We start from the raw sequence: 22,839 nt of genomic DNA, 5'->3' as shown, positions 1-22,839 counted from the left end.
TGGCGGGACCGGGCACCGGCGGACCAGGAGGACGGGTGGATCTTCGCTACACCCCCGAGGACGAGCAGTTCCGCGCCGACGTGCGCGCGTGGCTCGGCGACCACCTCGCCGGCGAATTCGCCGCGCTGAAGGGCCTCGGCGGATCCGGGCGCGAGCACGAAGCGCCGGAAGAGCGTCAGGCGTGGAACCAGCACCTGGCGGCGCACGGCTGGACGTGTCTCGGCTGGCCGGTCGAGTACGGAGGGCGCGGGCTGAGCCTGTTGCGGCAGGTGATCTTCCACGAGGAGTACGCCCGCTCTGCTGCGCCGGCTCGGGTCAATCACCTCGGCGAGGAGCTGCTCGGGCCGACGTTGATCGCGCACGGCACGGATGAGCAGCGGCGACGGTTCCTGCCGGGGATTGTCGGCGTCACCGAGCTGTGGTGTCAGGGCTATTCCGAACCAGGCGCGGGGTCCGACCTGGCCGGGGTGCGCACGCGGGCGCGGCTGGACAGCGGCGAGTGGGTGATCGACGGGCAGAAGATCTGGACGTCGCTCGCTCAGCACGCGCAGTGGTGTTTCGCGGTGGTGCGGACCGAGGCCGGGTCTCGGCGGCACGCTGGACTGTCGTATTTGCTGGTGCCGATGGATCAGCCCGGGGTCGAGGTGCGGCCGATCCGGCAGCTGACCGGGACCAGCGAGTTCAACGAGGTCTTCTTCGACGGCGCGCGGACTGAGGAATCGCTGGTCGTCGGCGCGCCTGGGGACGGGTGGCGGGTCGCGATGGCGACGCTCGGGTTCGAGCGCGGGGTGTCGACGATCGGGCAGCAGGTCGGTTTTGCCCGGGAGCTGGCCGGGATTGTGGCGACTGCCAAGTCGAACGGGCGGTATGACGATCCGGTGGTGCGGGATCGGCTTGCCCAGGCATCTGTGGGCCTCGAAGTGTTGCGGGTGCATGCGTTGCGGACACTCAGTGCGTACGAGGCCGGGTCGCAGGGGCCGGAGGCTTCGGTGTCGAAGCTGTTGTGGGCTCGGTGGCATCGGGAGCTGGGGGAACTGGCGATGGACGTCCGCGGGGGTTCTGCGTTGACTGCGGCTGGTTCTTACGATCTCGATGCGCAGCAGACGCTTTTCTTGTTCAGCCGGGCCGACACGATTTACGGCGGGTCGGACGAAATTCAGCGAAATATCATTGCCGAGCGGGTGCTTGGCTTGCCTAAGGAGCCGCGACCGTGAGTGTCAAACCGGAACAGCCCGCGCCGGATTACGTGCCGGGGCATGGGTTGCTCGCCGAGCGCGTGGTCGTGGTGACCGCGGCTGCTGGTGCGGGCATCGGCACCGCGGTGGCTCGGCGGTGTCTGGAGGAGGGCGCTCGGGCGGTCGTTATCGGGGATACGCATGAGCGGCGGCTTGGCGAGGCGGCTTCCAAACTGGGGGCGGAGTTCGGCGCCTCGCGGGTGGTGTCGGTGGTTTGTGATGTGACCAAGGAGGAGCAGGTCGCTTCTTTGCTTGACGCTGCTGAGCCGTTCGGCGGGGTCGAGATCATGGTCAACAACGCCGGCCTTGGCGGTACGGCTTCGATCACCGAGATGACTGACGAACAGTGGTCGTTGGTGCTGGACGTGACTTTGACTGGGACTTTCCGGTGTATTCGGGCGGCTTCTCGGCGGATGATCGCGCGGGGTACTCGAGGGGTGATCGTCAACAACGCTTCGGTGATCGGGTGGCGGGCGCAGGAGGGACAGGCGCATTACGCGGCGGCTAAGGCCGGGGTGATGGCGTTGACTCGGTCTGCGGCGATGGATCTCGCGCCTTCCGGGATTCGGGTCAACGCGGTGTCGCCCAGTCTTGCGATGCATCCGTTCCTGGAGAAGGTCACCAGTGCTGAGCTGTTGACTGAGCTGAAGGGGCGCGAGGCGTTCGGGCGGGCTGCGGAGCCTTGGGAAGTCGCCAATGTGATGGTGTTTCTCGCTAGTGCTTATTCGTCTTATCTCACCGGGGAAGTCGTCTCGGTGAGCAGTCAGCATCCCTGATTCTGGAGGATTCGTGCCTGAGGCATATGTGGTTGATGCGGTTCGCACTCCGGTGGGGCGGCGTGGCGGGTCGCTTGCCGGGGTGCATTCGGCTGATTTGGGGGCGCATGCGATCAGCGCGCTCGTCCAGCGGACCGGCATCGACCCGGGCGCGGTCGACGATGTCGTGTTCGGGTGTTGCGACACGATCGGGTCGCAGGCCGGGGATGTTGCTCGGACTGCTTGGCTGGTGGCTGGGCTGCCGGAGCATGTGCCTGGGGTGACTATCGACCGGCAGTGCGGGTCTAGTCAGCAGGCGGTGCATTTCGCGGCACAGGGCGTGATGTCCGGGACCGCGGATTTGATTGTCGCCGGGGGAGTGCAGAATATGTCTGCTATTCCGATTTCTTCGGCGATGGTGGCGGGGCGGGAGTTCGGGTTCAGTACGCCGTTCGCGGAGTCGCCTGGGTGGGTCGCTCGGTACGGTGACCAGGAGGTGTCGCAGTTTCGTTCTGCGCGGATGATTGCGGAGAAGTGGGGGATTTCTCGGCTTGCTCTTGAGGAGTTCGCTCTGGAGAGTCATCGGCGGGCGTTGGCGGCTATCGATGCTGGGCGGTTCTCGCGGGAGATTTCGCCGGTGGGGTCGTTTTCTGTGGACGAGGGTCCGCGTAGGGATACGACGTTGGAGAAGATGGCTGGGCTCAAGCCGTTGGAGGAAGGCAGTCCGATTACGGCTGCGGTGGCGTCGCAGATCAGCGATGGGGCGGGGGCTTTGTTGATCGCTTCGGAGAGGGCGGTGGCGGAGCATGGGCTGACGCCGCGGGCTCGGGTGCATCACATCAGCGTGTATGGGGCGGATCCGGTGTGGATGTTGACTGCGCCTATTCCGGCTACTCAGCGGGCGTTGGAGAAGGCTGGGATGTCTGTGGGGGATATCGATCTGTTTGAGTGCAATGAGGCGTTTGCGCCGGTGGTTTTGGCTTGGATGCGGGAGATTGGGGTGCCGCATGAGAAGGTTAATGTGAATGGGGGTGGGATTGCGTTGGGGCATCCTATTGGGGCTACTGGGGTTCGGTTGATGACTACGTTGTTGCATGAGTTGGAGCGGACTGGGGGGCGGTATGGGCTGCAGGTGATGTGTGAGGGTGGGGGGCAGGCTAATGTGACTGTTCTGGAGCTTCTTTAGGGGGGCGGCTCGTCGCCTGGCGGCGACATTGCGCCGGGGGGTTGAGAGGCACCCCGAAGCTCATTGTGATGACGGACGGCGGGTGCTTGTCAAGGCGGGAAAGATGCCTTGACAAGCACCCGCCGTCCGCATTTTTGGCTTCGTATCGGGGTGCGGGGGTGGTGTGGGCGCGCTGGTGGGTTTGTGTGCGCGGGCTGCGGTTGGGTGGTGGGTGCGCGCAGCTCGGGTGCGTTGGTGCGGTGGGGTTCGCGGGTGCGGGTTTAGGGCTGTGAGGGGACCCCTGAGGGAATCAGATTCCCTCAGGGGTCCCCTCACGGACGTGGGCTGGACGTGGGCTCAGTCCAGCAGGGCGGCGGTGGAATTCAGGCGTTCTTGCGCGCTGTCTACGATCCGGGTCACCAGTTCCGCGCAGCTCGGCAGATCCTCGATCACGCCGACTACCTGTCCGGCGGCCAGCATTCCTGCTCGCGTATCGCCTTCTACCAGACCGGCTTTGAGCAGCATGGGGGTATTCGCGGCCAGCATGGTTTGCGTCCACGAGCGGTCGCTTCCGCGTTTCATGCGCAGGCCGTCGTTGATCAGGGAGGGCCAGGACTGGCCGCTCAGGCGTTTGAAGTCCTTGGTGCGGCGTAGGGTTCGGGCCATTCGCTGCACGAAGCCTTCCTTCGTGAGGCCCTCGATGAAGGGGGTGCGCAGGAGGCGGTGTGGCATGCCGTCGGCCTTGGTGGTGACGACAGTGCCGTCTAGGCCGAAGCCTAGGTAGGTGCGCTTGATTTCGTCTGGCACTGCGCTGTCGCTGGTGAGCAGGAAGCGCGTGCCCATGCCGATTCCAGCCGCGCCATAAGACAAAGCGGCGGCTAGGCCACGACCGTCGAAGAAGCCTCCGGCGGCGACTACTGGGATATCAACTGCGTCCAGTACAGATGGCAGCAGCAGGGTGGTGGCGGTGGGACCGGTGTGGCCGCCGCCTTCGCCGCCTTGCATCATCACCAGGTCTGCGCCCCACGAGGCGACTTTTTCGGCGTGGCGGGCGGCGCCGACGGTGGGCATTACGACCAGGCCGTGGTCTTTCAGGCGGGCGATCAGGTCTTTTTTGGGGGCCAGGGCGAAAGATGCCACCTTGACGCCGTGGTGTATCAGCAGTTCTGCGCGTTCGGTGGCGTCGCCGGCGTCGGCGCGCAGGTTTACGCCGAAGGGTTTGCCCGTGCGCTGCTTGACTTCCTTGATGGCGTGGTCGAGCTCGTCGTAGGTCATCGTCGCGGAGGCGAGGATGCCCAAGGCGCCGGCGTTGGCGGTCGCGGACACCAGGCGCGGGCCGGCGACCCAGCCCATGCCGGTTTGCACGATGGGGTGGGTGACGCCGGTCAGCTCGGTGAGCGGAGTGCGGAGAGGCACGGGTCTCCTCGAGAGGGTCAGTCGTTCGTCGGGCGGCCGGTGGCGACGAAGGCGTCGCGGTGTTCGTCGGCGGCTCCGATGAGGTTGAGTTCGAAGGTGTAGCCCTGTTCGTAACGGTAGCTGCGGTTGACGTCGATCGGGTCGATGCCGTTCAGCGCGGCTTTCGCGGCCCGGATGACGCGCGGGTCCTTCGCGGCTACCTCGGCGGCCAGGGCGAGCGCGGCGTCGTGCAGCTCGGCAGCGGGCACGGTTTCCAGTACCGAACCGTGCTGTACCAGGTCCTTCGCCGCGATGGTGCGGCTGGTGAAGTACAGCGTGCGCATCAGGTGCTGCGGGACCAGGCGCGCGAGGTGGGTTGCTGCGCCCAGGGCGCCGCGGTCTACCTCGGGGACGCCGAAGTATGCGTCGTCGGCAGCGATGATCGTGTCGCAGTTGCCGACCAGGCCGACGCCGCCGCCCAGGCAGAAGCCGTTCACCGCGGCGATGACTGGCACGGCGCATTCGTAGATCGCCTTGAATGCCAGGTAACAGCCGCGGTTCGCGCCGACGAGGGCGTCGAAACCGGTGGTGCGCTGCATTTCCTTGATGTCGACGCCGGCGTTGAAGCCGCGGCCCTCGGCGCGGAGCAGGACGACGTGCACCGCCGGGTCCTCGCCCGCCTCCCGCACGGTTTCGGCGAGGCGGAACCATCCGGCGACCGGCAGGGCGTTCACCGGCGGGTAGTCCATGGTGACCACGAAGGTGCCGTTGTCGTGGAGCTGCGTGGAAATCGTCACGTGCGTTCCTAACCTAGCGATTGCTTGGTAGCCTAACACTTGCTTGGTTCACGGGGAACCGCATCGCCGACCGGAAGACGAACGGAGAAGATGTGAGCGGGATCTTGGAGGGCCGGGTCGCGATCGTGACCGGGGCCGGCCGCGGACTCGGCCGCGAGCACGCGCTGGAACTCGCCCGCCAGGGCGCGCGCGTCGTGGTGAACGACCTCGGCACGTCGGGTGCGGGCGAGGGGGCGTCCGACGGCCCGGCCGGCGAGGTGGTCGAAGCGATCCGCGCGCTGGGCGGCGAGGCGGTGGCCAACGGCGCCGACGTCGCGAACTTCGCGGCGACGGAAGCGTTGGTGCGGCAGGCGGTCGAGGAGTTCGGCGGTCTGGACATCGTCGTCAACAACGCTGGGTTCGTGCGCGACCGGATGCTCGTGACCACCAGCGAACAGGAGTGGGACGCGGTCGTCGCGGTGCACCTCAAGGGGCATTTCGCGCTGATGCACCACGCCGCGGGTTACTGGCGCGCGGAGGCGAAAGCGGGGCGTACGCGGGCGGCGCGGATCATCAACACCACCTCCGGCGCGGGTCTGCAGGGCAGCGTCGGCCAGGGCAGCTACAGCGCCGCCAAGGCCGGGATCGCCGCGTTGACGCTGGTCGGGGCCGCCGAACTCGGCCGGTACGGCATCACGGTGAACGCGCTGGCCCCGGCCGCGCGCACCCGGATGACCGAGGGCCCGTTCGCGGCCCAGATGGCCGCGCCGGACGACGGGTTCGACGCGATGCATCCGGGCAACGTGTCGCCGATCGTCGCGTGGCTCGCCAGCGAGGACGCCGCGGACGTCACCGGCCGCGTGATCGAGGTCGAAGGCGGCCGGATCTGCGTGGAAAACGGCTGGAGCCACGGCCCGTCCCGCGAACTGGACCGGCGCTGGACCGCCGCCGAAGCCGGCCCGGCCGTGCGTGAGCTGCTGAAGGAAGCGCCCGTGCCTGAACCGGTTTACGGTGCGCAGTGACCAGCCCCGAGGACTGGAAGGGTCGCGTCCTCGGCGAGCGGACCGTCGCCTACACCGACCGCGACCCGATCCTCTACGCGCTCGCCATCGGCGCGCGGCCGGACGAACTCGACTTGGTGTTCGAGGACCGGCTCCGGGTGCTGCCGCCTTTCGCGCTCACGCTCGCCCAGTGGGCTCCGGACGTCCTCGGCTCGGCCGGGGCGTTCGAGGTCGGCAACGCGGTGCACGGCTCGCAACGGCTGCAAGTCTTGAAACCGTTGCCGCGCGCGGGTGAGATTTCCATGCAGGCTCGCGTTCCGGAGGTCTGGGACAAAGGCAGCGCGGCGGTTTACGAAGTGGCCGTGGAATCCGACTACTTCGTCGCGACATGGTCGTTGTTCTGCCCCGGCATCGGCGGTTTCGGCGGCGAACGCGGCCCCGGCCGTCCGTCTGCCTTGGACAGTCCGGATTGGACTGCCTCGCTGTCCACTGCGGACAACCAGGCATTGCTCTACCGGCTGTTGGGGGACCGTCACCATATCCACGTAGACCCTGCGGCAGCAGCCGGAATCGGCCAGCCGCGCCCGATCCTGCACGGATTGGCCACCCTCGGCGCGGGCGCGCTGGTCGCGGCCCGCCAGATCGGCGCACACCCGGCGGACCTGACGTCGCTGGAAGGACGCTTCGCCGCGCCGGTCTTCCCTGGCGAGGAACTGCGGGTCGAAGGCTGGTCCGACGGCGGCCTGCGGATCACGTCGGAACGAGGCCCGGTCGTCGACGGCGGACATGTCCACTTCGGATAGAGGAATGCGCATGAAGGTCTTGGTCATCGGCGGCACCGGCATGATCGGCGCGAACACCGCGGCGCACTTGAGCGGTGCCGGTCATGCCGTGACAGTCGCCGGACGACACGAACCCGACGCCGATTCTCTCGTGGCGGGCCTGCCGGTGCTGCTGGGCGACTACGCGCACGACGGTTTCGACGAGGTCGTACTCGCCCCGTTCGACGCCGTCGTTTTCGCGGCCGGGCAAGACATCCGGCACGTCTCCGGCTGGGGCGACGAGGAATTCTGGCGGACGTACCAAATCGACGGCGTGACCTCGATCGCCGCGCGGGCGAAACGGGCGGGCGTCGGCCGTTTCGTGCAGATCGGCAGCTATTACCACCAGATCCGGCCAGATCTCGCGGAAACGAACCCGTACGTCAACGCCCGTCGCCTGGCCGACGAAGGAGCGCGCGCCCTGGCCGGGGACGGGTTCGCGGTGTGCACGCTGAACCCGCCGTCGATCGTCGGGATGGCCCCGGGCCGGTCGACGCGTCAGTTCGCGAAAATGCTGGCCTGGGCGGCTGGGGAATTGGTCGGGAAGGTACCGGACTTCGCACCGGTGGGCGGCACGAACTACCTGTCCGTGCGGAGCCTGGCAGAGGCCGTCGAGGGTGCCCTGCTGCGCGGGGAATCCGGCGCGGCGTACCTGGTCGGGGACGAAAACCTCAGCTTCCGGGACTACTTCCAGCTGGTTTTCGACGTCTCCGGCTCCGGCCGGACTCTGGAAGAACGCGACGAGGAACACCCGTTCCTGCCGGACCGGGTCCTGGTCCCGGGCCGCGGCGCGACGATCTCGTACGAACCGGACGCCCGCGAGACCGAACTGCTGGGTTACCGCCGCCGGGACGTCCGGCCGATGCTGGAGGAGATGGCCGCGGCGGTGCGGTGAGCAGGGTCGCGAGCGGCGATCCTGCTCCAACAGGAATCGCGAGGTCCCTTGGCTACACGGTCGTCCCGGTGTCGTCGAGCCCCACGATGTCGCTGGCCGCAAACGTTTTCCGCGGGTCGCGGTCAGCGAAGTAAGGCGTGATAGTCCGCTCCAGCTCCGCCGGATCGAACGCGCCCTGCGCGGACACGAACCGCTGCTCGACCGTCGGCGGGGCGAGCAGCGCGACCATGTCTCCGTACACCACGAACACCTGCCCGTTCACCGCCTCCGCCGCCGGGGAACCGAGGTACGCGACAAACGCCGCGACCCGCTCCGGCGCGAGGATGTCCAACCCGCCCGCGCTGCGTCCCGCCGCGAAGATCCCGTCCGTCATCGCCGTTCGGGCGCGCGGGCAGATCGCGTTCGCGCGGACGCCGTAGCGGCTCAACCCTCGCGCGCACGACAACGTCAACGCCGCGATCCCCGCCTTCGCCGCCGCATAGTTCGGCTGGCCTGCGCCGCCGAGGAGGAACGCCTCCGACGACGTATTGATCAGGCGTCCGTAGGTGGGCTTGCCCGTGCTTTTGCTGATCTGCCGCCAGTGTCGCGCCGCCGCGCGGGACAGTGCCGCGTGGCCCTTGAGGTGGACGCGGATGACGTCGTCCCAGGATTTCTCGTCGAGGTTGAAGAGCATCGCGTCGCGGGTGATGCCGGCGTTGTTGACGACGACGTCGAGCGACCCGAAATGCTCGGTCGCCGCGGTGACGAGGTCTTCGGCGTACTGCCAGTCGCCGATGTCGCCCGGAACGGCCAGCGCCCGGCCGCCCCGCGCTTCGATCTCGGCGACCACCTTGCCCCCGGCGTCGCTCACATCGTTGACCACGACGTTCGCCCCCTCCGCAGCGAGCGCGAGCGCTTCGGCCCGACCGAGCCCGGCTCCGGCCCCGGTGACGATGGCGGTGCGGCCGGACAGGGCGGTGCTGGGGTGGGACACGGGGCCTCCAATGCCGGGAAGGGATGTCGTCATGGTGCCGACGGCGGCCCTGGTGGCGTGGGGCCGCTCCCGGTGAGTGGCATCGGCGATTCTTGGCCGGGGAGAGGCGTTGCACGCTAACCACTCCTCGCGCCAGCGGCTGGTACTGCTTGCGCGTTGGTTGGCCGGGTGGCGTCCGGTGCGCGAGCGCTGGGCTCCCGCGCCCGAGGCAGGTGCCGCCCGCGTCGCGTCGTGGACCACGTCGGCCGCACCAGCGTTGAGCCCGCCGTTCCCGCGCACCGACCGGGCCACTCCCGCTCACCAGTACGCGCGCTTGTCCCGCCCACCGGGCCGAAGCTAACCTCCAACCAAACGCTTGCTCGATTACCTCGATGGCCAGGGGCCGGTCCGGCCTTCCCCGCGAGAAGGAGATCCGGGCTTGAAAGACACGACGCCAGTCCTCGCCGACGCGGTCCGCACGCCGTTCGGCAAACGCGACGGATGGGTTTCCGCCCTGCACGCCGTCCAGTTGCTCAGCCGCGTCCAGCGGAGCGTCCTCGAGCGCACCGGTCTCGAGCCGCACGCGGTCGACCAGGTGATCGGCGGTTGCGTCACGCCGCTGGGCGAGCAGTACGGCCACGTCGTCCGCACCGCGTGGCTCTACGCCGGCCTCCCGACCGCGACCGGCGCGACCACCGTCGACGCTCAATGCAGCACGTCGATGCAGGCGTCTTTCCTGCTCGCCGGGCAGATCGCGAACGGGACAGTCGACGCGGGTATCGCGTGCGGCGTCGAGCTGATGTCCCGCGTACCGCTCACCCCGAAGCAGGGGACGGGAACTGGTACACCGAGACCGGCTGACTGGTATCTCAACACCCCCGACCAGTACACCGCGGCGGACCGCCTCGCCCGGAAGCGCGGATTGACCCGGGCGGACCTCGACGCGTTCGGCCTCCGCTCCCAGCACAACGCGCGAAAGGCTTGGGACGCCGGGCTTTTCGACCGTCAAGTCCTCCCGCTGGAGCTGCCGGACGGTGAAACGGTCACCCGCGATCAGGGACTTCGCGAGACCTCGACGGAAGCGCTCGCCGGGCTCCGCACCACCGTGCCGGACGGTCTGCACACCGCAGGCACCTCGTCCCAGGTCTCCGACGGTGCGAGTGCCGCGCTCTTCCTGTCCCGAAGCCGCGCCGACGAACTGGGCCTCCGCCCGCGAGCGCGACTGCTCGCTCAGTGCGTCATCGGCGGAGACCTGGAATACCTCCTCGACGGACCGGTCGCCGCGGCGCGGAAACTCCTCGACCGCACCGGCTTGACGATCGGCGACATCGACCTTTTCGAAGTCAATGAGGCGTTCGCCGCCGTTCCGCTGTCCTTTGCGCAGGCGCACGAGGTCCCGGAGGACAAGCTCAACGTCCTCGGCGGCGCGATCGCGCTCGGCCACCCGGCGGGAGCGACCGGCATCCGCCTTCTCGCGACGGCGGTCGAGGAACTCGAACGACGCGACGCCAGTCTCGCGATGATCGCGATCTGCGCCGCGGCCGCCACCAGTTGCGTGCTCGTCGAACGGATCTGAGCCATGCCCATTGCCCTGTCCGAGGAACACCGCGACCTGGCCGCCTCCGCCGCCGGGTGGGCCATGCGGCACGCGCCGATTGCCGAGACTCGTGCGGGACGGCGGGACTTCTGGAAAGCCCTCACTGAACAAGGATGGCACTCCCTGCACCTGCCGGAGTCCGTCGGAGGGCAAGGCGCTGGGCTGCTCGAACTCGCCGTGGTGACCGAGCAGTTCGGCCGTCATCTGGTGCCTGGGGCGTTCTTGCCGACCGTTACCGCCAGCGCCGTTCTCGCCGCTGCTGAACCGAGCGCCCCAGCTGCCTCGACTGGACCGGCGAAGCCGACCGCCCCGAGCGGACCAACCGGGTCGACTGGACCGACTGCTTCGGCGGGACCGGCCGCCCCGGCCGCCCCAGCGGAGCCGACTGTCCCGACCGGACCGGCCGCCCCGTCTGGACCGTCTGGACCGGCCGCCCCGTCTGGACCGGCCGCCTCGACCGCCCCGACGGAACCGGCCGCTTCGACTGGACCGGCCGCCCCGCCCGCCCCGACGGAACCGATCGCCCCGACTGGACCAACCGGGTCAACTGTCCCGACTGGACCGACCGCCTCGACCGCCTCGACGGAGCCGACTGTCCCGACTGGACTAACCGGGTCGACCGGACCGACTGCCCCGGCGGAACCGCCCGCCCCGACCGGACCAACCGCCCCACCCGCCCCGACGGAAGAGCTGCGCGCATTCGCCGCCGGGGCGACCGGAGCCGTCGTACTTGAAGGCCTCCGTGCCACCACCACCGCGGACGGTTGGTATATCAACGGCACGAGTTGTCCGTCGCTCGGCCTCGCGGACGCGGAGATCGCGGTGGTCCGCGTTCACCAGATCTGGTTTGTGATCCGACCAGAGCCCAGCCAGCTGATCCCAGTCGAAGACGTTGATCTGACCAGATCCGCGGCGCGGCTCAAGCTGGAGAACTTCCTGGTATCTCAACACAACCTCCTTGAGATCCGGCCGGAACGCGCGGAGCTGGCCCTCGCGGTTCCGGCGGCGGCGGAGGCGGCGGGGCTGTGCGGCTGGGCTCTGGACTGCGCTGTCGAGCACGTCCGCACCCGCGTCCAGTTCGGTCGTCCGATCGGCTCTTTCCAAGCGGTCCAACATCAGGCGGCGGGCATCCTCCTGCAGCGCGAGATCGCCACGGCCGCTGCCTGGGACGCGGCCCGCGCCGAGCAGCATTCCCTTGCGCAGCAAGCACTTGCCGCCGCGCAGGCTCGGCATGCTGCGCTTCCCGCTGCGGTGGACGCGTCCCTCAGCTGCGTCCGTCTTCTCGGTGCGATCGGCTTCACCTGGGAGCACGACGCGCACCTCTACTGGCGCCGCGCCGTCGCGTTGTCCGGATCCCTCGGCCGATCAGTCGCCCGGACCCTCGGCGAACGCGCCCGGACCACGGCCCGCGACCTGACCCTCGCCAGCCCGGACGACTGCCCCGAATTGCGCCGCCGGATCGCGCCCGTCCTCGACCAGATAGCTGCTGAACCGTCGGCCCGCGTGCTCGCCGACGCTGGTCTCGCCGCGCCGCACTACCCGAAACCGTACGGGCTGGATGCCGGACCGCTCGAGCAAGCCGTCATCGCCGAGGAGTTCGAGCGGCGCGGAATTCCCCAGCCCACCACGGTGATCGGCGAATGGGTGCTGCCGACTCTGCTCGTGCACGGCTCTTCGGAGCAACGCGACCGGTTCGTCATGCCGACTCTGCGCGGTGAGATCCGCTGGTGTCAGTTGTTCAGCGAACCGGGCGCGGGTTCGGATTTGGCCTCGCTGACCACCCGGGCGACCAAAGTGGACGGTGGCTGGCGGATCTCCGGCCAGAAGGTCTGGACGTCGCTCGCGCACGAAGCGCATTGGGGCGTCTGTCTCGCCCGGACCGACCCGGATGCGCCGCGGCACCGGGGAATCTCGTATTTCCTTGTCGACCTGGCGGCGGAAGGCGTCACGGTCCGGCCGATCCGGCAGGCCACCGGACGCTCGGAGTTCAACGAGGTTTTTCTCGACGACGTGTTCGTCCCGGACCGCGATCTCGTCGGCGAGCCGAACAGCGGCTGGCGGCTCGCGACGACCACGCTGGCCAACGAGCGGCACAACATGGGCGCGACGCTCGCGCATGGTTCGTCGGACCGGATCCGCCAGTTGCTCCGCGATGATCCGGATGATCCCGACGCTCTGTCCGCGCTCGGCCGGTGCGCGTCGCGGGAACTCACGCTCGCCACGCTCGGCCTCCGGAGTGTGCTGGCGCGGCTCGCAGGGTTGGACCTCGGTGCCGAGGTCAGCGTGCAGAAGGTGTTCAGCGCGCTCGCCCAGCAGGAGGGTTCGCGCGAGGTGATCGCCCTGCTCGGCCCGGGTTCTGCGAGCGCGGAGGACGGGCACGTCATCGACCATCTCGGCCTGCCCGCGGTGCTGTTCGGCGGCGGAACGGTCGAAATTCAGCTCACCGTGATCGCCCAGCGAGTCTTGGGGCTGCCCCGGTGATCCGCGACCGGGCCGGCCCTGTCCGGGCGGAGAAAGCACTGTCATCGCTCGGCCCGCTGAGCCCGATCCCTGAGGAGAGACATGCATCCGGAGCTGTCGGAGCGCTCGCGAAGGCTCCGCGCGCAGTTGCGCGAGTACTTCGCCCGCATCATCGACGAGGACGACCGCCGCGCGCTGGTCGAGCAGACCGAGGGCGGTCCGGTGTTCGACCGGATCCTGCGCCGGATGGGGGCGGACGGCTGGCTCGGTCTCGGCTGGCCGGAGGAGTACGGCGGCCGCGGCGAGGATCCGGAAGCGCTCTTCGTGTTCTACGACGAGGTATTGCGCGCCGGCGCCCCGTTGTCGCTGGTCACGCTGAACACGGTCGCGCCGGCGCTGATGCGTCACGGCACCGAGGAACAGAAGGCGTTCTTCCTGCCGCCGATCCTGCGCGGCGAGCTGATGTTCGCCATCGGCTACACCGAACCCGGCGCGGGCACCGACCTGGCGTCGCTGCAGACCCGGGCGAAGATCGACGGCGATTCGCTTGTCGTCAACGGCAGCAAGATCTTCACCAGCGCGGGCATCTTCGCGGACTGGATCTGGCTTGCCGTGCGGACCGATCCGGACGCGCCCCCGCATCGCGGCATCTCCGTCGTGCTCGTGCCGACCGATACCCCAGGCTTTTCCGCCACCGAAATCCGTACGGTGGGCGGGATCAGCACGTCGGCGACGTACTATGAGGACGTCCGAATTCCACTGTCCCATGTGGTCGGAGAGCTGAACGACGGCTGGCGGCTCATCACCAGCCAGCTCAACCACGAACGCGTCGCTCTCGCCTCGCGCGGCGGGATCGCGAACCAGATGTACGACGCGGTCCTCGAATGGGCGCAAGAGGAGCCGTTCGGTCCGGGAACGGTGTACGACCTGCCGTGGGTCCGGCACACGCTGGCCGAGGTGTACGCGCTGCTCAGCGCGACGGACTTGATCAACCTGCGCTTGGTCGCGGACGTCGCCGCGGGCACCCTCGGCGGCGGGGATTCCGCTGCTGCCAAGGTGTTCGGCACGGAAGCGGTGGTGACCGCCTACAGCCGGCTCCAGGAGGTGCTCGGCGCTCGCGGTCTGCTGCGGCCCGATTCGCCCGGTGCTGCGGTGAACGGGCGCGTCGAGACGCTCGCCCGGCGTGCGCAGAACAACACCTTCGGCGGCGGCACCAACGAAGTGCTGCGCGAGATCGTCGCGGCGAAAACCCTCGGCATGACGCTGTCCGCACGCCGTCGCCCGGAAAAGGCCAGGAGCTGACATGGATTTCGACCTCAACGACGACCTGGGCGCGGTTCGGGGGCTGGCCGCCAAGATCTTCGCCGACCGCGCGACAGTCGACCGGGTGGCGGCCGTCGAGAAGCAGGGCGGCTTCGACGCCGACCTCTGGCGGGTGCTCGCCGAAGCGGACCTCCTCGGTATCTGCCTGTCCGAACGGGACGGTGGCGCTGGGCTGGGGATGTCCGGCTTGGCGGTGCTGCTCGAAGAAGCGGGCCGGCACGTCGCGCCGGTTCCGTTGTGGAATGTGATCGCAGGAGGCTTGCTGCCGGTCGCGCGGTTCGGCACTGAGGGCCAGCGGAACCGGATCCTGTCGCGCGTGCTGGACGGTTCGACGCTGCTGGTCGGCGCGTTCGACGACACGGTTTCGGTGACCGCGGCCCGGAGCGGAGACGAACTCGAACTCACCGGCGAGGTCGTCTCGGTCCCCGCTGGGGCACAGGCGGACCTGGTTCTGGTGCCGGTCAGGGAAAACGACCAGGTCCATTTAGCACTCGTCCCGACGGTCGACCTGCGTGTGACACCGGTCGAAGTCACCAGCCGCGAAGCTCATGCGTCAATCGTCTTCGACAAAGCAGTGGTTACCGCACCGGACATTTTGGTCTCCGGCGAGGACGCTCTGCAGTGGACACTCCGCAGGCTCCGGGTCGCGCTGGCAGCGGTCAGCGTCGGCGTATGTGCCCAGGCGTTGGAGACCACCGCGAAGTACACCTCGGAGCGAGTCCAATTCGGACGTCCACTGTCGACAAATCAAGCCGTCGCTGTGCGGGCCGCGGACGCCTACCTCGACACCGAGGCGATCCGTGTCTGCACCCAGCGTGCTGCCTGGCTGCTGGACGAGGGTCGCGAGGACGAGGCAGAGATCGCCGCGCTGGTGGCCAAGTGGTGGGCGTCGCGCGGGGGATTGCGGGTCGTGCACGCGACCCAGCACCTGCACGGCGGCATCGGCGCGGACGTCGACTATCCGATCCACCGCTACTTCCTCTGGGGACGCCAGGTCGCCTTCACCCTCGGCACCGCCGACGCACTCGCCGCCGAACTCGGGGACCGGCTCCCGTCCGCGCCCCCGATCGGCGCCCCGGCCTAGGAGACTCACGTGCCCATCGATGTCGACAAGGCGCTCAACGCCCCGCCGCGCACCCAGCAGCTCGCCTGGACCACCCGGGATGTGCTGCTGTACCACCTTTCGCTGGGCTCCGGCACCGCGCTCCGGTACGGCTACGAGCGGGACCTCGAAGTCCTGCCGACCTTCGCTCTCGTTGCCGGACAAGGCATTTCCGCCGGAGACCATCCGGCGGAAGGTTTGACGCTGCCCGGAGTGGACGTAGACCTGGCGAGGCTGCTGCACGCCGGCCAGGTCGTCACGCTCCATCGGGACCGGCTGCCGGCGTCTGGCTCGGCGGAGCGAACCACGCGGATCGCCGAAGTCCAGGACAAGGGCAAGGCCGCGGTCATCGTGCTGGTCCACGAGGTCGCGGATGCCGATGGTCCACTGTGGACGTCCACAATGTCCGTCTGGGCTCGCGGCGAAGGCGGTTTCGGGGGAGACCCAGGCACCGCAGCCGGGCCGAAGCCGCCGGAAGGCGACCCGACGCAGGTGGTCGACGTCGCCACCTCTCCCGACCAGGCTCTGCTCTACCGGTTGAACGGGGACCTCAACCCGCTCCACGCCGACCCGGAGTTCGCCGCCGCAGCAGGATTCGCCGCGCCGATCCTGCACGGGCTCGCGTCCTACGGCTTGGTGGCCAAAGCCGTCGTCGACCACTTCCTCGACGGCTGTCCCTCGCGGATCCGCGAACTGGGCGCGCGCTTCGCGGGTCCAGTCGTTCCTGGCGAGACCCTGCGAATTGCGTTGTGGCAGCAGGAAGACGGCTTCTCGCTACGGGCGACCTGCGGCGACCGGGCGGTCCTCACCGACGCCTGGGCCCGCACGACTTCAGGAGGTGAATGATGGGCACTCCGGTCATAGTGGACGCGATCCGGACCCCGTTCGGAAAGCGCCGCGGCGCGCTGTCCGGCATCCACGCGGTCGAACTCCTCGGCCACGTTCAGCGCGGAATCATCGAACGCACCGGCGTCGACCCCGGGCTTATTACCGATGTCGTCGCCGGATGCGTCACGCAGGCCGGGGAGCAGTCGAACAATGTCGGCCGCTTCGCCTGGCTGCACGCAGGGCTGCCGGACGAGACCGCGACCACCACGATCGACGCGCAATGCGGGTCCGCGCAACAGGCCGTGCACCTCATCGCCGCGCAGATCGCGGCCGGGCTGGTTGACGTCGGCATGGCGTGCGGGGTCGAGTCGATGAGCCGGGTGCCGCTGCTGAGCAACCTCGGCGACGCGGGCCGTCCGCGTCCGGAGTCTTGGACGGTCGACCTCCCCGCCCAGTACGAGGCCGCTGATCGGATCGCGGCCCGGCGCGGGCTCACGCGCGCGGATCTGGACGCGTTCGGCCTCCGCTCGCAGCAACGCGCCCGGCGTGCCTGGGACGAGGGCCGATTCGGCCGTTCGATCCTGCCGGTCCAGCTCGACGACGGCCTGTTCGACCGGGACCAGGGCCTCCGCGACACCAGTGCCGAAGCCCTCGCCGGACTGGCCCCGATCGAGGCGAACGGTCTGCACACCGCAGGCACGGCGTCTCAGATCTCAGACGGCGCGTCGGCCGCGCTGCTGGTTGACGCCGACCAGGCCTTCGGATTGCGCCCGCGTGCGAGGCTGGTCGCGCAGACCATTGTCGGCGCCGAGCCGAAGTACCTGCTGGACGGACCGATCCGCGCAGCCGAACGGGTGCTCGGCCGGGCCGGGATGACCGTCGCGGACATCGATCTGTTCGAGGTCAACGAGGCGTTCGCGTCGGTTCCGCTGTCGTTCGCGCGCACGATCGGCGTCGACGAGGACCGGCTGAACGTCAACGGCGGCGCCATCGCGATCGGCCATCCGGTCGGCGCGACCGGGATCCGGCTGCTGGCGGAGATCGTCGACGAACTGGAGCGCCGTGACCAAACGCTTGGTCTGGTGGCGATCTGCGCCGGCGGCGCCCAGGCGACCGCGGCGATCGTGGAACGGCTCTGAGATGTATCCGCTGAGCGGTTTTGACGGCAAGGTCGCGGTGGTGACCGGTGCGGGCCGGATGCGGTCCATCGGCCGGGCGATCGCGGTCGAGCTGGCGCGGGCCGGATGCGCGGTCGTGGTGACCGGCAGCGGCCGCGCACGCGACCAGTTCCCGCCGGAAGAGCAAGCGGCCGGTTGGCGGGATATCGAGTCCGTGGCGGACGAGATCCGGCATTTCGGCGGCCAGGCGTTGCCGGTGGTGAGCGATGTCGCCGACCCGGCGCAGGTCGACCGCTTGGCGGAGACGGTCCTCGACGCGTTCGGCCGCGTGGACATCGTCGTCAACAACGCCGCCGCCGCGCGCGGCCCCGATCGCGTGCCGGTGCTGGATCTCGCGGTCGAGACCTGGGACCGGGTTCTCGCGGTCAACCTGCGCGGGCCGTTCCTGATGACCCGAGCGTTCGGCAGGCGGATAGTCGAGCAGGGCGGCGGCGGGGTGTTCGTGAACATCTCCTCGATCGGCGGGAAGCTGTCCGGGGCCGGATCGGCGGCCTACTCCGCGTCCAAGGCCGCGCTGCAGTCCCTGACGTCTTCGACCGCCAAAGAGCTGGGCGAACACGGGATCCGGGTGAACGCGCTCTGTCCCGGCGTCGTCGGCACGGGCAGGCTGGACGACGTGGACCCGGATTCGTGGGCCGAGTACGTTCGCGCGCAGGTGCCGTTGCGCCGGGCCGGCGAGCCGGCCGACATCGCGGCGGCCGCGGTGTTCCTGGCCAGCGCCGAGGCGGGCTGGGTCACCGGGCAGTGCTGGAACGTCGACGGCGGGCAGCTGACGATCCGGTGACCGACACCGACGACTACGGGAGGCGACCGATGACCGATCGGGACGACATCATCGCACGGCTGACCGCGCCGGGCGCGGAGTTCGAGATCCGGGCGGAACCGGTCGCGGGCCGTCCGGCGAAGGTGTTCGCGAGGCGGCATCGGAGCTTGACCGAATTGCTGGAGGCTTCGCGCGAGTTCGGCGACCGCGAGTATCTGGTCACTGTGGACAGTCGGCTCACTTTTTCCCGGCATTACGAGCAGGTTTCCGCGTTGGCCGCGATGTTGCGGACCGAATACGGGGTCGGGCGCGGGGACCGGGTCGCGTTGTGCGCGGCGAACTGTCCGGAGTGGATTGTCGGATTCTGGGCGGCGGTCTCGCTCGGCGCGATCGCGGTCGGGATGAATTCGATGTGGGCCGCGCCGGAGGTCGCGCACGGGCTCGACCTGACGACGCCGAAGGTCGTGCTGACCGACGCGGCCCGGAAGCCGCTGGTCTCGGAACGGTATCCGGCGCTGGAATTCGGCAGCCCCGAATACCGGGAACTCCTCGGCCGCCACGAAGGCGCCGAGCTGAAACCCGAGCCGGTCGACGAGGACGATCCGGCCGTCATCCTCTTCACGAGCGGCACTTCCGGGCATCCGAAGGGTGCGACGCACTCGCACCGCAACGTGCTCGCCGCGGTGTGGTTCCACCTGTTCAACGACGCGCTCGCGGCGGAATTCGGCCGTCCGGCAAGGGATCGCCGGTTCCTGCTGGCCACGCCGCTGTTCCACATCGCCGCCCTGCACAACCTCGCCGTCGTGCGGCTCGCGGTCGGCGACACCGCGGTGCTGCACCAGGGGAAATTCGACCTCCACCGGGTGCTGGACCTCGTGCAAACCGAGCGGATCACCAACTGGGGCGCGGTCCCGACGATGCTGTCCCGCCTCGTCGAAGCTGATCTCTCCGGCTACGACCTCAGTACGCTCAAGACGGTCTCGGTCAGCAGCGCGCCGTCGACCGCCGAGCTGAAAGACCGGCTGCGCGACGCGTTGCCCGGTGCGGCGGCCTCGCTGAGCACCAACTACGGCCTCACCGAATCGTCCACCGCCGCCACCCTCGCGACTCCCGCCGAACTCCTCGCCGACCCGGACACCGCGGGCCGGCCCGTGCCGAACATGGAAGTGCAGATCCGGGACACCGAAGGCCGCCCGGTCCCGGACGGCACCGACGGCGAAATCCACCTCCGCGGCCCGCAGGTGATGCTCGGCTACTTCAACGATCCGGCGGCGACCGAGGCCGCGTTCACCGAGGACGGCTGGTTCCGGACCGGAGACCTCGGCCAGGTGCGCGACGGTGCGCTGACGGTGTTGAGCAGGCGCAGCGACCTGATCCTGCGCGGGGCGGAGAACATCTACCCGGCGGAGGTGGAGGAACAGCTCGCCGGACACCCCGGTGTCGCCGAATGCATCGTGGCCGGGCTGCCGGACCCGGACTACGGCCAGATCGTCGCCGCGAAGGTCGTGCTGCGCGGAGGGTCCGAAGTGGACGCTGACGGCCTGCACGGCTATCTCGCCGGCCGGCTTGCCCGGTACAAGGTCCCGACGGCCTGGTTCCTGACCCGGGATCCGTTGCCGCGCAACGCCACTGGGAAGGTGGTCCGGCGGCTGGTGCAGTGGGAGTAGGGCCTGGTGAGCACGGTAAGAACCGGGATAACGAGGCCTCGCCGCGAGGATCGGGCCGGGTGGGGGTGGACGGTTGGGGCGGCTTCGAAGCGGCAGCGGACCGGCAGTCGTGCGTGCGCCGGTCCCGGCGAGGACCGCGCCGATCCGGCAAGAATCGCGCCGATCCGGCGAGGGTTGCGCTGATCCGGCGAGGACCGCGCCGATCCCGGCAAGAACGCGCTGGCCGAGCGAGAATCGCGCTGGCCGAGCAAGAACCGCGCTGGCCGAGCAAGAACCGCGCTGGCCGAGCAAGAACCGCGCTGACCGCGCACGATCCGTCCGCCCACCGGGACTTTCGCTTGCCCGCCCTCCCTCGCACTCCTACCGTCCTGCCAAACGCTTGCTCAAGGAGGGGTGATGACCGGTCTCCGGACGGACTTCGCCGAGTTCACCGGCCAGCAGGCCGAGCCGCCGCGGGTGGCCCGGTACGCGGTGAACGAGGCGATGATCCGCAACTGGGTCGAGGCGGTTGGTGACCGCAATCCGGTGTACGTCGACGACGCCGCGGCCAAGGCGACCGGCCGCCCCGGCGTGATTGCGCCGCCCGCGATGTGCTCGACCTGGATCATGGCCGGGTACCGGCGCTATCGCGAGATCCAGGAGCTGCGCCGCGAGGGCGCGGTGGAGGACTTCGCGTACTCGCGGCTGATGAGCGTGCTCGACGCGGCCGGCTACACCTCGGTGGTGGCCACCGACGTCGAGCAGGAGTACGTCCGCGAGATCACCCCGGGCACGCACGTGACCTGCCACTTCACCATCGAAGCCGTGTCGGAGTGCAAACAGACCGCGCTCGGCGACGGGCATTTCGTCACGCTGCGCAAGCATTACCTGGACGAGGCGGGCGAGCTGCTCGTCGACGAACGCTTCCGGATCCTGCGGTTCCGCCCGGCCGAGCGGAGCGCATGATGGGGGAGCACACCGCGGTCCCGCGGCTCACGATCACCCAGGACAACCAGTTCTTCTTCGACGCCGCCCGCGAGGGACGGCTGGAGATCCAGCGCTGCACCGGCTGCGGCGCTCTCCGGCATCCGCCCGGTCCGGCGTGCCCGGTCTGCCGGAGCTTCGCGTGGGACACGGTCGTCGCCAGCGGTCGCGCGATATTGCACAGCTGGACGGTGGTATATCACCCGAAGGATCCCGCGTTCGACTATCCGCTCGCCGTCGGCCTCGCCGATCTGGAGGAGGGCATCCGGCTGGTGGCCGACCTCGCCGGAATCGACCACGACCGGCTGGAAGCCGGTTTGCCGCTGCAGGTGGGCTTCAGCGAGCACGCGCACGGCGAAATCCTCCCGCAGCTGCGGCCGCGAGACCCGAAGGAGCACACCCGATGACCCTGGCTCTCGGGGACCGGCTGCCGGAGCTGGCGATCCCGTTCGACCGCACCGCGATCGTCGCGACCGCGATCGCGTCGCAGGATTTCGAGGACGTGCACCACGATCCGGGCAAGGCGCGGGAGCGCGGGATGCCGGACGTCTTCATCAGCATCAACGCCACCAACGGGTTCATCGACCGCTACGTCACCGACGTCTGCGGCCCGGCGACGCGGATCCGCAAGGTGTCGCTGCGGCTGGGGCTGCCGTTGTTCCCTGGCGACACGCTCACTTTCGCCAGCGAGGTCGTCGAGGTGACCGAGGATGCGGCGACGATGAAGGTCGTCGGAAGGCACGACCGCGGCGTGCATGTGACGGCTCGCGTGACGGTAGCGGCATGAGCGGGTTCGCGCGGCAGGCCGCGATCGCCGGCATCGGCGCGACCGAGTTCAGCAAGAATTCCGGCCGCAGCGAATGGCAGCTCGCCTGCGAATGCGTCCTCGCCGCGCTCGCCGACGCGCGGATCCCGGTCGAGGAAGTCGACGGCTTCGCGCTGTTCACGATGGAAACCAATCCGGAGATCGCGGTCGCCCGGGCGCTGGGGATCCCGCAACTGAAGTTCTTCAGCCGCATTCCGCACGGCGGCGGCGGGGCGTGTGCGCCGGTTCAGCAGGCAGCGCTCGCGGTCAGCTCGGGGGTCGCGGACGTCGTCGTGGTGTACCGGGCGTTCAACGAGCGTTCCGGCCATCGCTTCGGGGCCGGGCCGCCGCCGTTCGCCTATGCCGCGAACACCGATCAGGAGTACCGGAACTGGATCAATCCGTACGGCCTGCTCACTCCCGCGCAGCAGGAAGCCTTTCTGGCGCGGCGGTATATGCACAAATACGGGGCGACCAGCGAGGACTTCGGCCGCGTTTCGGTGCTTTCCCGCAAGCACGCGGCCGTGAATCCGCAAGCCTGGTTCCACGAACGGCCGATCACGCTCGAAGACCATCAGTCGTCGCGGATGATCGCCGATCCGTTGCGCTTGCTCGACTGCTGTCAGGAAAGCGACGGCGGGCAAGCGCTGGTGATCGTGAGCGCGGAGCGGGCGCGCGACCTGCCGCATCCGCCCGCGGTGATCGCCGGGGCGGCGCAAGGCGTTGGACCGCAACAGATTTCGATGAGCAGCTATTATCGGGACGACATCGACGAAATGCCCGAGGTGCAGCTGGTCGCCGAGCAGTTGTGGGCGCAATCCGGCGTGGGTCCGGAAGGAATTGACGCCGCGATTCTGTACGACGCTTTCACGCCGATGGTGTTGCTGCAGCTGGAGGAATACGGATTCTGCGGCCGCGGCGAAGCGAAGGACTTCATCGCCGGCGGCGCGCTCGAACTCGACGGACAGCTGCCGGTCAACACGCACGGCGGCCAGTTGGGGGAGGGATACCTCCACGGGGTCAACGGGATCGCCGAGGGCGTCCGGCTGATTCGCGGCAGTTCGGTGAACCAGCCCGCGAAATCCCTGGAGCACGTGCTCGTCACGGGCGGGTCTCCGGTGCCGCACTCCGCGATCGTGCTCGCGGCCGACCGCTGAG

21 protein-coding genes and 1 pseudogene are annotated in these 22,839 nt (G+C 69.1%); 19 read left to right on the top strand and 3 right to left on the bottom strand.

Annotated elements, in window-relative coordinates; genetic code table 11:
* The first annotated feature begins 35 nt into the window (after positions 1 to 35).
* Genes ACZ7OI_RS18260 through ACZ7OI_RS18250 form a run of 3 tightly spaced genes read left to right on the top strand, consistent with a single transcriptional unit; the run spans position 36 to position 3,176 of the window.
* Positions 36 to 1,214, top strand: a complete 1,179-nt coding sequence (locus tag ACZ7OI_RS18260) for an acyl-CoA dehydrogenase family protein (RefSeq protein ID WP_470265380.1) — start codon at positions 36 to 38, stop codon at positions 1,212 to 1,214.
* A complete protein-coding gene (locus tag ACZ7OI_RS18255; protein ID WP_470265379.1) occupies positions 1,211 to 2,011 on the top strand; it encodes an SDR family oxidoreductase in 801 nt (266 codons plus the stop codon). The genes ACZ7OI_RS18260 and ACZ7OI_RS18255 overlap by 4 nt, the downstream gene beginning before the upstream one ends.
* A gap of 13 nt (positions 2,012 to 2,024) precedes the next feature.
* The gene (locus ACZ7OI_RS18250) at positions 2,025 to 3,176 is read left to right on the top strand and encodes an acetyl-CoA C-acetyltransferase (RefSeq protein WP_470265378.1); all 1,152 of its coding nucleotides are present in this window, start codon (positions 2,025 to 2,027) and stop codon (positions 3,174 to 3,176) included.
* Between the two features lie 336 nt (positions 3,177 to 3,512).
* Here the strand turns inward: ACZ7OI_RS18250 and ACZ7OI_RS18245 are convergent, their stop codons facing one another.
* Positions 3,513 to 4,571, bottom strand: coding sequence for an NAD(P)H-dependent flavin oxidoreductase (locus ACZ7OI_RS18245; protein ID WP_470265377.1), 1,059 nt, complete (start codon positions 4,569 to 4,571; stop codon positions 3,513 to 3,515).
* Positions 4,572 to 4,588: 17 nt separating this feature from the next.
* Complete coding sequence (locus ACZ7OI_RS18240) at positions 4,589 to 5,347, bottom strand: enoyl-CoA hydratase family protein (protein ID WP_470265376.1); 759 nt, start codon at positions 5,345 to 5,347, stop codon at positions 4,589 to 4,591.
* Positions 5,348 to 5,439: 92 nt separating this feature from the next.
* Between ACZ7OI_RS18240 and ACZ7OI_RS18235 the strand changes: the two genes are divergently transcribed.
* Genes ACZ7OI_RS18235 through ACZ7OI_RS18225 form a run of 3 tightly spaced genes read left to right on the top strand, consistent with a single transcriptional unit; the run spans position 5,440 to position 8,043 of the window.
* Complete coding sequence (locus tag ACZ7OI_RS18235; protein WP_470265375.1) at positions 5,440 to 6,348, top strand: SDR family oxidoreductase; 909 nt, start codon at positions 5,440 to 5,442, stop codon at positions 6,346 to 6,348.
* Positions 6,345 to 7,130 carry a MaoC/PaaZ C-terminal domain-containing protein gene (locus tag ACZ7OI_RS18230; protein ID WP_470265374.1) on the top strand — a complete coding sequence of 262 codons (786 nt, stop codon included), beginning with the start codon at positions 6,345 to 6,347 and terminating at the stop codon, positions 7,128 to 7,130. Before ACZ7OI_RS18235 ends, ACZ7OI_RS18230 begins: the two co-directional genes overlap by 4 nt.
* Positions 7,131 to 7,140: 10 nt before the next feature.
* On the top strand, positions 7,141 to 8,043 hold the full coding sequence (locus tag ACZ7OI_RS18225) for an NAD-dependent epimerase/dehydratase family protein (RefSeq protein ID WP_470265373.1): 903 nt from the start codon (positions 7,141 to 7,143) through the stop codon (positions 8,041 to 8,043).
* A gap of 52 nt (positions 8,044 to 8,095) precedes the next feature.
* On the opposite strand, the gene ACZ7OI_RS18220 is transcribed toward ACZ7OI_RS18225, so the two are convergent.
* Positions 8,096 to 9,016, bottom strand: coding sequence for a 3-oxoacyl-ACP reductase (locus tag ACZ7OI_RS18220; protein WP_470265372.1), 921 nt, complete (start codon positions 9,014 to 9,016; stop codon positions 8,096 to 8,098).
* A 418-nt stretch (positions 9,017 to 9,434) separates the two neighbouring features.
* Between ACZ7OI_RS18220 and ACZ7OI_RS18215 the strand changes: the two genes are divergently transcribed.
* The 13 genes and pseudogenes from ACZ7OI_RS18215 (at position 9,435) to ACZ7OI_RS18155 (ending at position 22,838) form a co-directional block, all read left to right on the top strand.
* The gene (locus ACZ7OI_RS18215) at positions 9,435 to 10,571 is read left to right on the top strand and encodes a steroid 3-ketoacyl-CoA thiolase (RefSeq protein ID WP_470265371.1); all 1,137 of its coding nucleotides are present in this window, start codon (positions 9,435 to 9,437) and stop codon (positions 10,569 to 10,571) included.
* A gap of 3 nt (positions 10,572 to 10,574) precedes the next feature.
* Positions 10,575 to 10,829 (top strand): annotated as a pseudogene (locus ACZ7OI_RS18210) (acyl-CoA dehydrogenase family protein); the annotation flags it as partial.
* A 612-nt stretch (positions 10,830 to 11,441) separates the two neighbouring features.
* Positions 11,442 to 13,073 (top strand): acyl-CoA dehydrogenase family protein, encoded by a 1,632-nt coding sequence (locus tag ACZ7OI_RS18205; RefSeq protein ID WP_470265976.1) that lies wholly within the window; start codon positions 11,442 to 11,444, stop codon positions 13,071 to 13,073.
* 81 nt (positions 13,074 to 13,154) lie between these two features.
* Entirely contained in the window at positions 13,155 to 14,354 is a 1,200-nt protein-coding gene (locus ACZ7OI_RS18200) for an acyl-CoA dehydrogenase family protein (protein ID WP_470265370.1), read from the top strand.
* A gap of 1 nt (position 14,355) precedes the next feature.
* Positions 14,356 to 15,459: an acyl-CoA dehydrogenase family protein gene (locus ACZ7OI_RS18195; RefSeq protein WP_470265369.1), complete on the top strand. Its 1,104-nt coding sequence runs from the start codon at positions 14,356 to 14,358 to the stop codon at positions 15,457 to 15,459.
* A gap of 9 nt (positions 15,460 to 15,468) precedes the next feature.
* Positions 15,469 to 16,323: a MaoC/PaaZ C-terminal domain-containing protein gene (locus ACZ7OI_RS18190; protein ID WP_470265368.1), complete on the top strand. Its 855-nt coding sequence runs from the start codon at positions 15,469 to 15,471 to the stop codon at positions 16,321 to 16,323.
* Entirely contained in the window at positions 16,323 to 17,444 is a 1,122-nt protein-coding gene (locus ACZ7OI_RS18185) for a steroid 3-ketoacyl-CoA thiolase (RefSeq protein ID WP_470265975.1), read from the top strand. Before ACZ7OI_RS18190 ends, ACZ7OI_RS18185 begins: the two co-directional genes overlap by 1 nt.
* A 1-nt stretch (position 17,445) precedes the next feature.
* Complete coding sequence (locus tag ACZ7OI_RS18180; protein ID WP_470265367.1) at positions 17,446 to 18,267, top strand: SDR family NAD(P)-dependent oxidoreductase; 822 nt, start codon at positions 17,446 to 17,448, stop codon at positions 18,265 to 18,267.
* Positions 18,268 to 18,296: 29 nt separating this feature from the next.
* Entirely contained in the window at positions 18,297 to 19,913 is a 1,617-nt protein-coding gene (locus ACZ7OI_RS18175) for a class I adenylate-forming enzyme family protein (RefSeq protein ID WP_470265366.1), read from the top strand.
* Between the two features lie 396 nt (positions 19,914 to 20,309).
* Complete coding sequence (locus tag ACZ7OI_RS18170; RefSeq protein ID WP_470265365.1) at positions 20,310 to 20,858, top strand: FAS1-like dehydratase domain-containing protein; 549 nt, start codon at positions 20,310 to 20,312, stop codon at positions 20,856 to 20,858.
* A complete protein-coding gene (locus ACZ7OI_RS18165) occupies positions 20,858 to 21,283 on the top strand; it encodes a Zn-ribbon domain-containing OB-fold protein (RefSeq protein ID WP_470265364.1) in 426 nt (141 codons plus the stop codon). Before ACZ7OI_RS18170 ends, ACZ7OI_RS18165 begins: the two co-directional genes overlap by 1 nt.
* Positions 21,280 to 21,663 (top strand): hotdog family protein, encoded by a 384-nt coding sequence (locus ACZ7OI_RS18160; RefSeq protein ID WP_470265363.1) that lies wholly within the window; start codon positions 21,280 to 21,282, stop codon positions 21,661 to 21,663. Before ACZ7OI_RS18165 ends, ACZ7OI_RS18160 begins: the two co-directional genes overlap by 4 nt.
* On the top strand, positions 21,660 to 22,838 hold the full coding sequence (locus tag ACZ7OI_RS18155) for a lipid-transfer protein (protein WP_470265362.1): 1,179 nt from the start codon (positions 21,660 to 21,662) through the stop codon (positions 22,836 to 22,838). The genes ACZ7OI_RS18160 and ACZ7OI_RS18155 overlap by 4 nt, the downstream gene beginning before the upstream one ends.
* The last annotated feature ends 1 nt before the right edge of the window (position 22,839 follow it).

The organism is Amycolatopsis sp. NPDC114503, assembly GCF_055633655.1.
This window is presented reverse-complemented; position numbering and strand designations above follow the sequence as displayed.